15 protein-coding genes are annotated in these 14,168 nt (G+C 71.8%); 8 read left to right on the top strand and 7 right to left on the bottom strand.

Features of this window, described 5'->3' with window-relative positions:
- Nucleotides 1-489 precede the first annotated feature (489 nt).
- Entirely contained in the window at nt 490-1,086 is a 597-nt protein-coding gene (locus OJ997_RS17735; protein ID WP_270026520.1) for a hypothetical protein, read from the top strand.
- On the opposite strand, the gene OJ997_RS17730 is transcribed toward OJ997_RS17735, so the two are convergent.
- Nucleotides 1,041-2,843 (bottom strand): alkaline phosphatase, encoded by a 1,803-nt coding sequence (locus tag OJ997_RS17730; protein WP_270026519.1) that lies wholly within the window; start codon nt 2,841-2,843, stop codon nt 1,041-1,043. The genes OJ997_RS17735 and OJ997_RS17730 overlap by 46 nt on opposite strands.
- A 130-nt stretch (nt 2,844-2,973) precedes the next feature.
- Between OJ997_RS17730 and OJ997_RS17725 the strand changes: the two genes are divergently transcribed.
- Together OJ997_RS17725 and OJ997_RS17720 are read left to right on the top strand one after the other, a co-directional pair.
- On the top strand, nt 2,974-3,165 hold the full coding sequence (locus OJ997_RS17725; protein WP_270026518.1) for a hypothetical protein: 192 nt from the start codon (nt 2,974-2,976) through the stop codon (nt 3,163-3,165).
- 24 nt (nt 3,166-3,189) lie between these two features.
- The gene (locus OJ997_RS17720) at nt 3,190-3,675 is read left to right on the top strand and encodes a mechanosensitive ion channel domain-containing protein (protein WP_372517909.1); all 486 of its coding nucleotides are present in this window, start codon (nt 3,190-3,192) and stop codon (nt 3,673-3,675) included.
- Here the strand turns inward: OJ997_RS17720 and OJ997_RS17715 are convergent.
- Both OJ997_RS17715 and OJ997_RS17710 read right to left on the bottom strand, forming a co-directional pair.
- A complete protein-coding gene (locus OJ997_RS17715; protein ID WP_270026517.1) occupies nt 3,672-4,463 on the bottom strand; it encodes an SDR family NAD(P)-dependent oxidoreductase in 792 nt (263 codons plus the stop codon). The two genes, OJ997_RS17720 and OJ997_RS17715, sit on opposite strands and share 4 nt — an antisense overlap.
- Entirely contained in the window at nt 4,460-5,626 is a 1,167-nt protein-coding gene (locus OJ997_RS17710) for an FIST signal transduction protein (protein WP_270026516.1), read from the bottom strand. The genes OJ997_RS17715 and OJ997_RS17710 overlap by 4 nt, the downstream gene beginning before the upstream one ends.
- A gap of 25 nt (nt 5,627-5,651) precedes the next feature.
- On the opposite strand from OJ997_RS17710, the gene miaA reads away from it, so the two are divergent.
- From miaA to dapD, 4 genes are read left to right on the top strand one after another with little or no spacing between them, the layout of a single operon-like run.
- On the top strand, nt 5,652-6,509 hold the full coding sequence (miaA, locus tag OJ997_RS17705; protein WP_270026515.1) for a tRNA (adenosine(37)-N6)-dimethylallyltransferase MiaA: 858 nt from the start codon (nt 5,652-5,654) through the stop codon (nt 6,507-6,509).
- Nucleotides 6,510-6,513: 4 nt separating this feature from the next.
- A complete protein-coding gene (gene dapF / locus OJ997_RS17700; protein ID WP_270026513.1) occupies nt 6,514-7,326 on the top strand; it encodes a diaminopimelate epimerase in 813 nt (270 codons plus the stop codon).
- Entirely contained in the window at nt 7,327-8,187 is an 861-nt protein-coding gene (locus tag OJ997_RS17695; protein WP_270026512.1) for an SDR family oxidoreductase, read from the top strand.
- Nucleotides 8,184-9,140 carry a 2,3,4,5-tetrahydropyridine-2,6-dicarboxylate N-succinyltransferase gene (gene dapD, locus OJ997_RS17690; protein ID WP_270026510.1) on the top strand — a complete coding sequence of 319 codons (957 nt, stop codon included), beginning with the start codon at nt 8,184-8,186 and terminating at the stop codon, nt 9,138-9,140. Before OJ997_RS17695 ends, dapD begins: the two co-directional genes overlap by 4 nt.
- Here dapD and OJ997_RS17685 read toward each other — a convergent pair.
- Both OJ997_RS17685 and dapE read right to left on the bottom strand, forming a co-directional pair.
- Nucleotides 9,112-10,230, bottom strand: coding sequence for a pyridoxal phosphate-dependent aminotransferase (locus OJ997_RS17685; RefSeq protein WP_270026509.1), 1,119 nt, complete (start codon nt 10,228-10,230; stop codon nt 9,112-9,114). The two genes, dapD and OJ997_RS17685, sit on opposite strands and share 29 nt — an antisense overlap.
- Complete coding sequence (gene dapE, locus OJ997_RS17680; RefSeq protein ID WP_270026508.1) at nt 10,227-11,285, bottom strand: succinyl-diaminopimelate desuccinylase; 1,059 nt, start codon at nt 11,283-11,285, stop codon at nt 10,227-10,229. The genes OJ997_RS17685 and dapE overlap by 4 nt, the downstream gene beginning before the upstream one ends.
- Nucleotides 11,286-11,311: 26 nt before the next feature.
- Between dapE and hflX the strand changes: the two genes are divergently transcribed.
- On the top strand, nt 11,312-12,631 hold the full coding sequence (hflX, locus tag OJ997_RS17675) for a GTPase HflX (protein ID WP_270026507.1): 1,320 nt from the start codon (nt 11,312-11,314) through the stop codon (nt 12,629-12,631).
- Here hflX and OJ997_RS17670 read toward each other — a convergent pair.
- Together OJ997_RS17670 and OJ997_RS17665 are read right to left on the bottom strand one after the other, a co-directional pair.
- Nucleotides 12,616-13,410 carry a hypothetical protein gene (locus OJ997_RS17670; RefSeq protein ID WP_270026506.1) on the bottom strand — a complete coding sequence of 265 codons (795 nt, stop codon included), beginning with the start codon at nt 13,408-13,410 and terminating at the stop codon, nt 12,616-12,618. The genes hflX and OJ997_RS17670 overlap by 16 nt on opposite strands.
- A complete protein-coding gene (locus OJ997_RS17665) occupies nt 13,398-14,162 on the bottom strand; it encodes a hypothetical protein (RefSeq protein WP_270026505.1) in 765 nt (254 codons plus the stop codon). Before OJ997_RS17665 ends, OJ997_RS17670 begins: the two co-directional genes overlap by 13 nt.
- Between the last annotated feature and the right edge of the window lie 6 nt (nt 14,163-14,168).

Here is a 14,168-nt window from a genome sequence, read left to right as displayed (position 1 = left end):
TCCGTCACTTTGGGCCCCCACAAGGCCCCAACTGACGGATCGCTCCCGTCATCCGTCACTTGACCCCCTGTGCGGGGGTCAACTGACGGATCGCTCCCGTGATCCGTCACTTAACGCCCCCCACGGGCGTCAACTGACGGATCACGCACGAGCGCGCGGCCCGCGCCCGGGCGCACTCCGGCGCAGCCGCTCACCCGCACAAGAGCGCACCCGCCCCGACGGGTCAAGCCATTCGTGACGACCGCCGCAGAACTCGCGACCGCCGGGGCACGAATTGCTTGACGCGGCGGCCGCGGGTGTGCTCCCCGACGCGCACTCAGCCCGCCGCGCGCCACCTGAGCTGAACGCCACGCCACACGCCAGACGGTTACACGTGTCAGCACACGAACGTTGACTTAGTATGCGTTGAATGGTTCGATGCTCACCGCCGGCATAGCAGTTCTCACTCCTGGTCCAATCAAGAAGGCAAGTGCGCACACGTCGTGCTGGTTGATCGAGTACCCGCCGTCGAATCAGTGCGCAGGCGGCGGCTGGATCGGGGAGGTCGACGCCAACTTCCCGCCGAACACGGTGGGGAACACGACCCAGATCACGATCGCTCGCTTCGACGGGCTCAGCGCGATTCCGTCGAACGCGGTCGTCACCGACGCGACGCTGAGCGTGTATCAGACCAACGAGCTCGGCACCGATCCCAAGGTCGTCTCGATCCTGGACGTCATCACCGACTGGGACAGCAGCGCGGACTGGCTGTGGCCGTGGTCGAACGTCGGCGGCGACTACGGGTCGGAGTGGAACACGTTCGAGGCCCCCGGCAACAACGCCTGGAGCGACCCGGCGGGACGTCACCGCGCTGGTCGCCGCGTGGGTCAGTGGCGCGCTCGACAACTACGGCGTCGGGCTCGCGATCCCCGGAGCGCCCGCGCCGGCCGACCATGCGATCGAGGTCTCGGACATCGTCCTCGACGTGGACTACTACGTGCCGTGATGGCGACCCCGCGCCGCGCCGGCCACCCGCAAGGGCGGCCGGCGCGGCGTCGGTGCTACGGGGTGGTCGTGGAGAGCGTGAGCGTGAGCGTCTTGGCGTAAGTGCCGGTGCGCAGCGGCTCGTTGGCGCCGATCGACTGCTTGAAGTCGATCGACACGCGGTCGTTGGAGACCGGGCCGGTGTAGGTCAGCAGGCCCAGGGGAGTGGCGCCGAGCGACGCGAAGGCGCCGTCCTTCGCACGAGCCTGGAGCGGCTGCTCCAGCGCGAAGGTGCCGTTCACGAGCTTGCCCGGAGCGGTCGTGCCGGCGTCGGCGATCGACAGGTTCGCGACGCCCGCGGTGGAGACGACGTCCGCCAGCATCCCGGCGGTGTAGTCCTTCGCCACGCCCGGCACGAAGGCCGGGAACGACGCGGGAGCGCCGACGGTGAGCGACAGGGTGGCCGGAACGGCACCGCCGACGTCGCCGCCGACCGGGGTCGAGGTGGCCGGACCGTTGCCGGTCTGGGTGTTGGTGAGGACCGGGAACAGCTCGGTCTGGTCGATCGTGCCGGTCACGTCAGCGGCACGCGGGCCCGACGCGAAGACCGGGACGGTGGCGCCCGTGTGGGACTGGGAGCCGGCGATCGCGGCGGTGCCGTAGGAGATGCGGATCGGCGCGCCGTCGACGGTCTGCAGGGTCGTGTACTGGCCGCGCGGAACCGTGGTCGGCCCGATGATCTGGCTCGTGTGCGAGTGATCGGCGCTGACGACGATCAGCGTGTCCGGGTGCGTCTTCTGGAACTGCTGGGCGATGCCGATGGCGTCGTCCATGCCGATGAGCTCGCCGATCTGGCCGCACGCGTCGGACGCGTGATCGCGCTTGTCGATCGAGGCGCCCTCGACCTGGAGCACGAAGCCCTTCTGGTTGCCCTCGAGGAGCTTGATGGCCTTGTCGGTCATCTCGGCCAGCGTGGGCTCGGTGCCGCGGTTGGACGGCTGGCACTTGGTGGTCGCCGAACCGGCGCCGGTGTCAGACGCGATCAGCGGCTGGTACTCGGTCGTCATGTTCGAGTCGTGGAACAGGCCGAGCAGCCGCTCGCCCGCCGCCAGCGACGTCACACTGGCCAGCTCGGCCTCGGTGGCAACGTACTTGTAGCCCTTGGTCTTGGCGTAGTCGATGACGTTCGTCGTGCCACCGGCCTCGAGCGGCTGCGCGTACCGAGCGCGGCCGCCACCCAGGACGACATCGAACTGGTTGTCGGCCTGCTGCTCGGCGATCGAGCCGAGGCCACCGGCCGCCTTGGTCTCCGTCGGGCACGCGCTGCGCGTGTCGTTCGGGCCCTGGCAACCACGCTGGGAGATGTGCGCCGACGGGCCGGCCGGCGTGGCGTCCGTGATCTCCGCGGTGGAGACGTTGCCCGTGGAGAGCCCGCGCTTCTTGGCGATCTCCATGTAGGTCTCGTAGTTCGTGCCCGGGACGGTGACGCCCGAGGACGGGCCCTGGCCCAGACGGCCGTCGAGCGTCTTGATGCCGCTCGACCACGCGGCCGCGGTCGGCGCGGAGTCCGGCACGTAGTTGGGCGGGTACGGCGCAGCGGCCGCCGGCCCGACGTTGTAGGTCGTGACGTCGCCGCGGAAGGGCAGCGCGTCCATGTTCAGGCGGCCAGCGGCGCCCTTGGCGTAGTAGCGGCCCGAGGTGACCTCGGAATCGCCCATGCCGTCACCGATGAACAGGATGATGTTCTTCGGCTTCGAGATGTCCACCGAAGCCTTCAGGGCGGCGCTCTTGTCCGGCCCGGACTGGCCGACGGCGACCCCCGTCGCCCCGGCCGCCGCGACGCCGACAGCGGCCAGCACCGCGATGCGCGTTGCGCGCATGCATTCCTCCTATTGCCTGTAGTTGGGTCCCTCCGGCGAGGACCCTGCCGGGTATGCAGGCACTTCGAGTGAACGATTTGTGATCGCCCTCACGGACTGAAACCGAGACCATCGGGAAGCGGTCATCCCGTTGTTCGCCGTCACGCTCATCGCCTACTTCGAGCGCGAGCGGATCTTCGGCGTCGACGCGCCCGTCCGGATCGCCGCGGCGGTCGTGATGCTCGCCCTCGGCTGGGCGCTCGCCCGCGACCTCCGCCGCTTCACCGCGCCCGCCCTGTTCCGCCGGATGGACCCGGGCACCGCGGGCACCGCCGCTTCCTGATCCGCCCAGCAGACGCTCGGCAACCTGATCGCCGGCCTCGTGCTGATCTCCGTCCGCCCGTTCAAGGTCGGCGACCGCGTGCGACTGCAGGCGGGCGGCCTCGCGGGCCAGGTCGAGGGCGTCGTCTCCAGCCTCGGGCTGCTCTACACGACCTTCGCCCAGAACCAGGACTCGATCATGGTCCCGAACAACGTCGTGCTGAGCGCCGCGGTCGTGCCGCTGCGCGAGCCCGCGGCGGTCGACCTCCGAGCCCGCCTCCGGCCCGACGTGCGTCCGAGCACCATCCAGACCATGCTCGAGGAGGCGATCACGACGCCCACCCGCGGCGAGCCGAACATCTCCCTGGAGGAGGTGGACGCGGACGAGGTCGTCGTCCGCATCCAGGCCACACCGCTGTCTGACGCGGACGGCCCGAAGCTCGCCGACGAGGTTCTCGCCGCTGTCGGCACCGCCACCGAGGTCCAGCCCACGAACGGCGTCACCGACGCCGGGCGGCGCAGCGACGGTTAGCGCTTCTCGGTCTGCCCGCGCCCGATCTCTTCGGACGTCTTGACGGCGCCGAGCCGCCGCTGCACGGAGCCCACCGGGCCGGGCGCCAACGACGCCAGCAGCGTGCCCGCCCGCAGTGCCACCGGCGCCACGTCGAGCTCCGCGCGGTTCTGCTCGATCGCCTTCACGACCGCACGGGCGACGTCGTCCGGGCGCTTGGTGCCGACGAAGGGCGGGAGCTTCGCGCCGGACTCGGCGAACATGCCGGCCTCGCGGATGAACCCGGGCAGCACGACCGACACGCCGACGCCCTTGGCCGCCAGATCCTCGCGCAGCGCGAGCCCGAACCCGCGCAGGCCGAACTTGGTCGCCGCGTAGACCGACGAGCCGGGCGCGCCGGCCTTCCCGGCCAGCGAGGACATGAACACCAGGTGCCCGCGCCCGCGCTCGACCATCAAGGGTGAGAGCGCCTGCGCGAGCAGCATCGGCGCGCGCAGGTTCACGGTCAGTGCCCGGTCGATCTCGTCGACCGAGAACGAGTGCAGCCCGCCGCTGCCCGGCAGCCCGGCGTTGGCGACGAGCACGTCGACCTCGCCGGCCTCCTCCAGCAGGGCGGAGACCGCGGCCGGATCGGCAAGATCGGACGCCACGGCGCGGCCGCCCACTTCCACGGCGAGCGGCTCGAGCACCTCGGCTCGCCGTCCGGTGAGCACCAGCGTCGCGCCCCGGGCCGCCAGCGCCCGCGCGATCGCCTGGCCGAGCCCGCCCGTCGCGCCCGTCAACAACACCCGCGCACCATCGAGCTTCATGCGAACACCGCCACCGTCGCCGTAAAGGAATGCAAGAAGTAGCCACCGCCGACCGGGCCGATCTCGCCCGCGGCGAAGAACCCGGCGGCCGGGGCGCCGCCCAGCGCGTCGAGCACGACTTCGGCGTCGTGGTCGGAGCGGCCGAACATGCTGCGGCCCCGCCCGTTGCAGGCGAACACCAAGGCTCCCGCCGGCGGCCGGCCGCCCAGCGCCGTCATGCGGATGCTCAAAGCCTCGCGCAGGTCGCGATCCGCGCTCTCCGCGTCCCGCGCGTGCAGCCGCACGACCTGCCCGGGGTGCACGTCCGCGGCGACCGCGACCTGGCCGGTCTCCGGATCGGCGCCGACGAGCCCGCGGACGAGGAAGTCGCCCTGCAGGTAGTCGGGCTTGTTGGCGTCCACGACGATCCCGACGAGCAGCCCGCCCTGCACGAGCCGCAGCTCCTCGGGCGGGAGCTCCTCGATCGTGTCGCGGAGCTTCTCCAGCGCCGGCTTGCCCGCCAGCTCGCCGATCACGTGGCCTTCGCCGGCGGTGATCGTCAGCTCGGGCCCGATCGGCGCGGCGCCCTGCGACACGGCCGGCAGCATCTCCACGCCGTCGAGCCGGATGCCGACCGCGCCCTCGCCGACCACGCGCTCGTCGATGAACAGCACCGTCTCGTCCTCTTCCAGGCGCTGCCCGGACGCGAGCCCGCCGATCAGCGGCAGCATCGGCGTCGACTCGCTCAGGAAGCGCAGCACCGCGTCGGTGGGGAAGGTCACTGGGTCGCTGAGCAACACCGCGCCGTCCGCGCCCGTCAGGTCCGCCATGCCGGTCAGCGCGCCCGTGCCCTGCTCGATCTCCTCGACCGCGGCGTGGAACGACGTGGCGTGGCCCTCACCGAGCGAAGCGGCCCAGACCGACACCGCGGTGCCGTTCTCGATCTCCCGCCCGTGGCCGATCACGCCGCCGGCGCCGCAGCCGATCAACGCTTCCGGGGCGAGGATCTCGTGGACGGCCTCGAGCACCAGCTCCGGCGCGCCCAGCACACCGCCGGACGCGAACAGGACGACGAGGTCACAGCGCGCGTCGCCGAGCTCGGCGGCGGCCGCGGAGGCCGCGTCCAAAGCGGCGGCTCGCGGCTCGGCGAGCGTCGACAAACCGGTTCCCACGCGGACGGACATGCCTGGGTGACGATACTGCCCACCCGTGCGCGTCATCGCCGTATTCGGGCCGACAGGAGTCGGCAAGACCGCCGTGGCCATCGCGGTCGCGGAGCAGCTCCGCCAGCGCGGGGAGGACCCAGTGGCGGTCTCCGCCGACGCGATGCAGGTCTATGCGGGCCTGCCGATCCTCACCGGCGCCGCCGACGCGCACGAGCAGACGCAGCTCGAGCACCGGCTGCTGGGCTTCGTGCCGATCGACCAGACCTACTCGGCCGGCGCCTTCGCGCACGAGGCGCACGCCACCATCGACGGGCTGATCGCAACAGGCAGGCGACCGATCGTCGTCGGCGGCACCGGCCTGTACCTGCGCGCCGCGCTCGCGGACCTCGACCTGCGCCCGCCCGTCGACCCGGCGATCCGCGAAGCACTCGCCGCCCGCGACCTCGCCGAGCTGCACGCCGAGCTCCCGCCGCACCTCGACATCAAGCCCACCGACACGCACCGCATCCTCCGCGCGCACGAGCTGCTCGCGGTCGGGCAGGAGCCCCCGAGCGGCGACCAGCTGTGGACCGAGCACACCCGCCACCCGACGCTCCTCGCCGCGCTCGTGATGGACCGCGAGGCGCTGTACGAACGCATCAACGCCCGTGTAGACGCGATGGTCGCGGCGGGCGCGGCCGAGGAGGTGCGGCGCGTCCAGCACACCGCCGGCGCCACCGCCCGCCGCGCCGTCGGGTTCGACGAGCTGCTCCGAGGCGACGTCGAGGCGATGAAGACCAACACCCGCCGCTACGCCAAGCGCCAGCTCACGTGGCTGCGCAAGCTGCCCGGCGCGCACCTCGTCGACATGACGGATCGCGCCCCGGAGGACGTGGCCGCCGAGCTTGTCGCCATGATCTAGGCCGGTGCGCTTCGAAAAATGGCAGGCGCTGGGCAACGACTACCTCATCTTCGAGGAGGTCGAGCTGTCCGCGCGGACGATCAAGACGCTGTGCGATCCCCACTTCGGGCCGGGTGCGGACGGCGTGCTCGTGCTCACCAAACCGGATGAGCCGGGCTACGTCGCGCGGCTGCGGATCTACAACCCCGACGGCAGCGAGGCCGAGCTCTCCGGCAACGGGGCGCGCGAGGCGATCCTGTACCTGCGTCGCCACTGGACGGACGCGGACACGTTCTCGATCCAGACGCTCGCCGGGGAGATCCGCCCGACGATCACGTCGCCGACGACGTGCAGCGTGGACATGGGCCGCGCGAGCCTGAGCTCGCCCAACTTCCCGAGCGGCGGCCCGGACGGCACGGGCGAAGTGGCCGGCTTCCGCTTCCAGCACGTCGCGATCGGCAACCCGCAGTGCGCGATCCGCGTCGAGGATCCCGACGCGCTGGACCTGGCGAAGATCGGGCCGGGGATCGAGCACAGCGAGCTGTTCCCCAACCGCACGAACGTGTCCTTCTGGACCGAGATCGCCCCGGACGCGATCCGCGCGCGCATCTTCGAGCGCGGTGTGGGGGAGACGCTGTCGAGCGGAACCGGCGCGAGCGGCGCGGCCGTGGCCCACGTGGTCCGCGGCGGCGACTCGCCCGTGACCGTCCACCTGGACGGTGGCGAGCTGGTCGTGGACGTCGACGAGTCGCTGCACGTGGACCTGACCGGATGGGCCAAGCCGATCTACCGCGCCGAGCTGAGCGAGGAGTTCTTGAAAGACATGGAGGCCGAATAGATGCTGCTGGTGACCGGTGCGACCGGGACGACCGGGATGGAGGTCATCAAGGCGCTCAAGGCCCGCGGCGCCGAGGCCCACGCGCTGGTGCGCGACGAGACCAAGGCCCACCATCTGCGCGATCTCGGCTTCGAGCCGGTCACGGGCGACCTCGGTGACCCGCGCACGCTCGGCCCGGCGCTCGAGGGCGTCACCCGGGCGTACCTGTGCTCGCCGATCGGCCCGATGCAGTCCGAGTTCGAGCAGGCCTTCCTGGAGACCGCGAAGGAAGCGGGCGTCCAGCACGTCGTCAAGCTCAGCGTGATCGGCGCGAACCCCGAGGCGCCGCTGCGCTTCGCCCGCACGCACGCCCGCGTCGAGCAGGCGCTCAAGGACTCCGGCATGGGCTGGACGCTGCTGCGCCCGACGAGCTTCATGCAGAACACGCTCGCGTGGGGCTCGCGCGTGCTCGACGGCACGTTCTACTCGCCGGTCCCCGACGCCGCGTTCAGCCTCGTCGACGCCCGCGACGTGGCCGAGGTCGCCGCGGTCGCGCTCACCGAGGAAGGCCACGAGGGCAAGGCCTACGGCCTGTCCGGGCCCGAGGCCGTCTCCTATCGTGACCAGGCGAAGCGGGTGTTCGCGGCCGCCGGGCGGGAGATCGAGGTGCAGGAGATCTCGGTCGAGGCGCTCAAGCGCGAGCTCGTGCGCGCCGGGGTCCCGCCGTGGAACGCGGAGGGCCTGAGCGAGCAGTTCGAGCTCTACTCGGCCGGCGCGCTGCAGATGGTGACGTCCGGCGTCAAGGACGCGCTGGGCCGCGAGCCCCGCAGCATCGACGACTTCGCGAAGGACCACGTGGACGCATTCAAGGAGCAGGCATGATCGAAGGTGGGGCCTGGGGTGCCGGGCTGGCGACGTACTCGGGCGACCGGATCCTGGAGGTGTTCTATCCCGCGCCGCAGCTCGGCGGCGAGGGCGTGTCGGTCCTCACCGAGCTGAGCGCGGAGGCGGCGGCCGAGCACGGCCTGCCGACCGGCCAGCGCTCCGACGACCTGCGCGACGTGCGCCAGGCGTCCGTGATGACCCGGATCGCCGACTTGAGCACGCCGCCGCGCAACACCGCCGACGCCTACCTGCGCCTGCACCTGCTCAGCCACCGGCTCGTCAAGCCGCACACGATCAACCTCGAGGGCCTCTTCGGCGTGCTGCCGAACGTGGCCTGGACGAGCGTCGGCCCCGTCGATCCCGCGAACCTGACCGCGGTGCAGCTCAAGGCCCGGGCGAACGGCATCGCGGTGCAGGTCTTCAGCGTCGACAAGTTCCCGCGCATGACCGACTACGTCGCGCCGGCCGGCGTGCGCGTCGCCGACGCCGACCGCGTCCGCCTCGGCGCCCACCTCGCCGAGGGCACGACCGTCATGCACGAGGGCTTCGTGAACTTCAACGCCGGCACGCTCGGCACGAGCATGGTCGAGGGCCGCATCAGCGCGGGCGTCCTCGTCGGCGACGGCTCCGACGTCGGCGGCGGCGCATCGATCATGGGCACCCTCTCGGGCGGCGGCGCCGAGGTCATCTCGATCGGCGAGCGCTGCCTGCTCGGCGCGAACGCGGGCATCGGCATCTCGCTCGGCGACGAATGCACGGTCGAGGCCGGCCTCTACGTCACCGCGGGCACGATCATCACCCTCCCGGACGGCGAGACCGTCAAGGGCCGCGACCTCAGCGGCGCGAACGGCCTGCTCTTCCGCCGCAACTCCAAGACCGGCACGGTCGAGGCGCTGCCCCGCTCAGGCAACTGGCAGGGCCTCAACGCGGCGCTGCACGCAAACGACTGATCGCGGCTTCGATGACCTCGAGCGGTGGGACGAAGGCGATGCGCAGGTAGCCCTCGCCCGCCGGGCCGAAGAACGAGCCCGGGGCGACGATCACGCCCTTTTCGAGCCACTCGGCCGCGAGCGCGTCGGAGCCCTCCATCCAGAGGAAGAACGACGCGTCGCCGCCGGCCGAGCGCAGGCCGAGCGACTCGAGGGCCGGGAGGAGGAGGTCGCGCTTGGCGCGGTAGCGGGCGCGGACCTCGGTGACGTGGTCCTCCTCGTTCCAGGCCGCGATGGCCGCGCGCTGGAGGATCTCGGGCGGCGCGACGCCGACGTTGGGCCGGTACTTCTTGAGCGCGGCGACGATGGCGGGGTCGCCGGCGACGAAGCCGGCGCGGTAGCCGGGCATCGAGGAGCGCTTGGAGAGGGTGTTGAAGACGGCGACGTTGGTCAGGTCGTCGAGCTGGAGCGCGGACTGCGGCGCGGCAGAGCCGAAGTAGAGCTCGGAGTAGGCCTCGTCGCTCGCGAGCACGAACCCGTGGCGGCGAGCCAGGGCGGCGGCCTCCGCGTAGAACTCGACCGGTGCGGTGGCGCCCGTCGGGTTGTTCGGGTAGTTGAGCCAGAGGATCGCGACGCGCGACCAGTCGACACTGCCGAGGTCCGGCAGCCAGCCGTCCGCCTCGCGCAGCGGCAGCTCGACGACCTCCTTGCCGGCGAAGCGCGCGCCGCGGTCGTAGACCGGGTAGGCGGGCTGGGGCACGACCACCTGGTCGCCCGCGAACACGTGGGCGAGGGAGAACACGGCCTCCTTGGAGCCCATGGTCGGGATCACCTGCGTGTCGGGATCGAGCGCGGCGCCGAAGCGACGGCCCGCCCACGCCGCGATCGCCTCGCGCAGCTCGGGGAGCCCGACCGCGGTCGGGTACGGGGCGAGCGGCGTGATCGCGGCCGCGAGCGCCTCGCGGATGAACGCGGGCGTCTCCTCGCGCGGCTCGCCCATGCCGAAGTCGATGATCTCGATCCCGGCCGCGCGCAGCTGGGCGCGAGCGGCGTCCAACTTCACGAACGGGTACGTGCCGAGGCCCTCGAGGACCGGGGAGAGCTTGATCACGTGCCGAAGGCCTCCAGGACGCGGTGGGCGTGCAGCAGGCCGTCGATCGTGATCGACTCGGTCCGCTGGTGGGCCTGCGCGGTCTGGCCCGGCCCGAAGTTGACGGCCGCGTAGCCCGCGGCGGCGAACTCGGCCACCGGCGTCCACGCCTGCTTGGGCGCGACGGTCAGATCGCCGGCCTTGATCAGCTTCTGCGCGAGCGGATGGTCCAGCGCGGCGGGCGCGGCGCCGGAGTTCCCGGTGACCTCCAGCTCGCCGAGCCCGGCCGTCATCGCGTGCAGGCGCTTCTCGGCCTCCTCGGGCGTCTTGCCCGGGCCGTAGCGGTAGTTGACGTGCGCGACGCAGCGGTCGGGGATCACGTTGGCGGCGATCCCGCCCTCCACCCGCGTGACCGACGCCACCTCGTGGTAGGTCAACCCGTTCGACACCACCGGGATCGAGGGCGCCGAGGCGAGCGCGGCGATCCCGATCGCGGCGCGGTGGATCGCGTTGTCGGCCTGCCACGGCCGCGCGGAGTGCCCGGAACGCCCGCTGAACGTCCACGCCGCGTTGATGTTGCCGAGGCAGCCCGCGTGCAGCTGGCCGTCCGTCGGCTCCATCACGACCACGAACTCGTGATCCAGAGTGTGCCGCGAGAGCAGTGGCGTCAACGCGCTGTCGACCGACGGCAGCTCCTCGCGCGGGAAGAACAGCGCCGCGTACGGCGCCCGCGCGAGCACCAGCTCGATCATCACCGCGAGCGCGCCCTGCATGTCCGACGCGCCGAGCCCGTGCACATGCCCGCGCTCGATCCGGCCCGGCAGGTTGCCCTGCGCCGGCACCGTGTCCAGGTGCCCTGCGAGCAGCACGGACGGGCGCGTCTCGGCGGGGTAGGCGAGCACGCAGTCGTCGCCCAGATCCTCGACGACCGCACCGCCCTCACGCAGCACATTCGCGACGTGCGCAGCGAGCGCGGACTCCTCCCGCGACTCGGAGGGGATGTCGATCAGCTCCAGCGTCCGCGCCGCCAGACGCTCAGCCAGCTCGGACTCGCCTGGGGCGGGGGTTACGGGCATGCGCGGGGACTCTAGAATGGAAGACCTTGGAACGCTCTCGCAATGGCCGCACAACTGAGTCCAGCTACGCCCCGAAGGCCGAGCCTCGGGCACGCCAGCGCGCCTTCTGCATCGCCGCGTCGGAGGAGACGCCGGATCTGGAGGAGCTCAAGGAGCTCCTGCGCACCGCCGGTGTCGCCACCGTGGGCGAGCTGACGCAGAAGCGCGACACCGTCCACCCGAACACCTACCTCGGCTCCGGCAAGGTCGCCGAGCTCAAGTCGCTGCTCAAGCAGGCGGACGCGAACGTCGTCGTCGCCGACGACGAGCTCACGCCGCGCCAGCAGCGCAACCTGGAGACCGAGCTCGACACGCCGGTGCTCGACCGCACCTCGGTGATCCTCGACATCTTCGCCTCGCACGCGCACACCGCGGAGGGCAAGATGCAGGTCGAGCTGGCCCAGCTCGAATACAACATGGCCCGCATGCGCGGCCTGTGGACGCACCTCGAACGGCTCGGCGCCGGTCGTGGCGTCGGCGGCATCGGCACCCGCGGCCCGGGCGAGTCGCAGATCGAGACGGACCGCCGCCTCGCGCGCGACCGGATCACCGTCCTGCGCCGCCGCCTAGACCAGGTCAAGCTCACCCGCGCGACCCAGCGCGCCGAACGTGAGCGAGCGCACCTGCCCAACGTCGCGCTCGCGGGCTACACGAACGCCGGCAAGTCGACGCTGCTCAACGCGCTCACCGGCTCCGAGGTCGGCGTCCGCGACCGGCTGTTCCACACGCTGGACCCGACGACGCGCACGCTCAAGCTGCACGGCCGCACGTTCCTCGTGACGGACACCGTCGGCTTCATCCGCAAGCTCCCGCATCAGCTCGTGAACGCGTTCGCGGCCACGCTGGAGGAGACCGTGCTGGCCGACATGGTCCTGCACGTCGTCGACGCCGGCGCGCCCGAGGAGGAGCTCGACGCGATGACCCGCGCCGTCGAGGACGTGCTCGAGGAGATCGAGGCCGGCGGCTCGCCGCGCATGCTCGTCCTCAACAAGGCCGACATCCTCGACGACGAGCGCCGCCGCGAGCTCTCTTTCCGCCACCCGGAAGGCGTGCTCGTGTCCGCGCAGACCGGCGAGGGCCTCGAGGAGCTGCAGGAGCGCATCCACGTCGAGTTCGAGAAGACGCTCAAGGACGTGGAGCTGCTCGTGCCCTACCGCGAGGGCGGCCTGCTCTCGGAGCTGCACGACATCGCGGGCGAGATGGGCCGCGAAGACACGGCCGAGGGCGTTGTCGTGACCGCGCGCCTGCCGAAGGTCGTCGCGGAGCGCTACGGCCGCTACTCGCGCAACGGTCAGTCGTCCGACTGACTCAGCGAGACCGAACGCACACGCTTGTCGTCGCCGTAGCCGACGACAAGCGTGCGGTAGATCGGCCAGCCCAGCGCGTTCTCGGAGACCCTGAGCGTGTAACCGCGCTGCCGCGAATTGACGAACTGGCCGCCGAGCAGCTCGTCGACGTCGTCGCGATGCATGCCGTGCAGCGTGCGGCAGCGAACCAGGGCCTCGCCGACGCGCTCGCGGGTGTCCTTGGCGCGCCACGCCGCCCGGTCGAAGCGGAACCCGTCGCACGGGTCGCCGCTCGCGGCGATCGCGACCGCCGCGCCCGTACCGAGCAGCACCGAGGCGGCCAGCAAGCCGATCACACCCATCCGCAGGCGCCGTGTGAGCTCGACCGGCAGCGCGACGAGGACGACCACCGTCGCCACGACCCCGAACAGCGCCAGGACCGTCCAGAACCCCAGCTCGTCCGACGGCGTGGCGTGCACGTCACGCTGCATCAGCCCGGCACGGACCTGCTCGGCCGAGAACAGCCCCAGGACGGCGTACCCGCCCACCGCGACGGCCACTGCCAGGCGCTGCAGCGCGACCAGCGCCCCACGCGCCCAACGGCCGGACAGCATCGGCCAGGCCGCCAAGGCCAAGAGCGACGCTACCCCGCAGGCGAGGAGGGAAGCGACCAGCGAACCCAAGCCCAGCGAGCCCAGGACCAGCAACCAGAAGCTCGCCAGGGCCGCGACGAAGGACGCCGCCAGGACGAGCGCTGCGGCGACCAGCCGCAGCCACAGGGGCGGTCTCAATCCATCCATGGCTCAGCGACCGGCGTGTACAACTTCGCGGAGCGCACGCGGCCGTCGTCGCCGAACTCCACCGCCAACCGGTCTCCGAGCCAGAGGGTGTCGCGCGTGTGGCCGCGCCACGACCGCTCGCCCGGCCACTCGACCAGGAGCGCTCGCAGCTGGCCTTCCGTCAGCCCTTCGAGCGTGCCGCAGCGGGCCAGCGCGTCAGCGACGGCTACAGGATCGCGTTGCCAGGCGGCACGGTCGAACTGGAACCGCCCGCACGAGTCAGACCCGGCGGTCGCCGCCGCGGCACCGGCGGTCCCGAACCCGAGCACGGCGAGCACGCCCACGACACGGACCAGCACACGTCGCGAGACGCGTACCGGCACCGTGGCCACGACCAGCGCGCCCAGGATCACGGCTTCCGCGCACAGCGCCAGCCAGGCAGCGCACTGCGCGGCGGTGGTCGCGTGCGTAGCCCGCGACGCAAACGCCTCCCGTGCCTCGTTCGCGGCGACCACCGCGACCACGGCGTAAGCGAGCAGCAGAAGCACGACGAAGAAGCCCTGCACGGCGAACGCGTCGCGGTCCCAGCGGCCGCGGCCCAGGGGCGAGACGGCCACCGCGGACGCGGCGAGGACGACCAGCGCCATGATCCCGGCAAACGGCGACGGCAGCCAGAAGAACGTCCAGAAGGCCGCGAACACCGTGACCGGCGCGGCGCCGAACACGATCAAGGCCGCAGTGACACGCAGCCACAGTGGACGGGTCGCACTCATTGCGCC

The organism is Solirubrobacter phytolaccae, from assembly GCF_027587195.1.
GTDB lineage: Bacteria > Actinomycetota > Thermoleophilia > Solirubrobacterales > Solirubrobacteraceae > Solirubrobacter > Solirubrobacter phytolaccae.
The sequence above is the reverse complement of the archived record's forward strand: the minus strand, read 5'-3'. Positions and strand labels throughout refer to the sequence as shown.

Coding starts and splice junctions, on each gene's coding strand:
- OJ997_RS17730 (WP_270026519.1), bottom strand. CDS start 2,843: ATGCGCGCAACGCGCATCGCGGTGCTGGCCGCTGTCGGCGTCGCGGCG.
- OJ997_RS17715 (WP_270026517.1), bottom strand. CDS start 4,463: ATGAAGCTCGATGGTGCGCGGGTGTTGTTGACGGGCGCGACGGGCGGG.
- OJ997_RS17710 (WP_270026516.1), bottom strand. CDS start 5,626: ATGTCCGTCCGCGTGGGAACCGGTTTGTCGACGCTCGCCGAGCCGCGA.
- OJ997_RS17695 (WP_270026512.1), top strand. CDS start 7,327: ATGCTGCTGGTGACCGGTGCGACCGGGACGACCGGGATGGAGGTCATC.
- dapD (WP_270026510.1), top strand. CDS start 8,184: ATGATCGAAGGTGGGGCCTGGGGTGCCGGGCTGGCGACGTACTCGGGC.
- dapE (WP_270026508.1), bottom strand. CDS start 11,285: ATGCCCGTAACCCCCGCCCCAGGCGAGTCCGAGCTGGCTGAGCGTCTG.
- OJ997_RS17670 (WP_270026506.1), bottom strand. CDS start 13,410: ATGGATGGATTGAGACCGCCCCTGTGGCTGCGGCTGGTCGCCGCAGCG.
- OJ997_RS17665 (WP_270026505.1), bottom strand. CDS start 14,162: ATGAGTGCGACCCGTCCACTGTGGCTGCGTGTCACTGCGGCCTTGATC.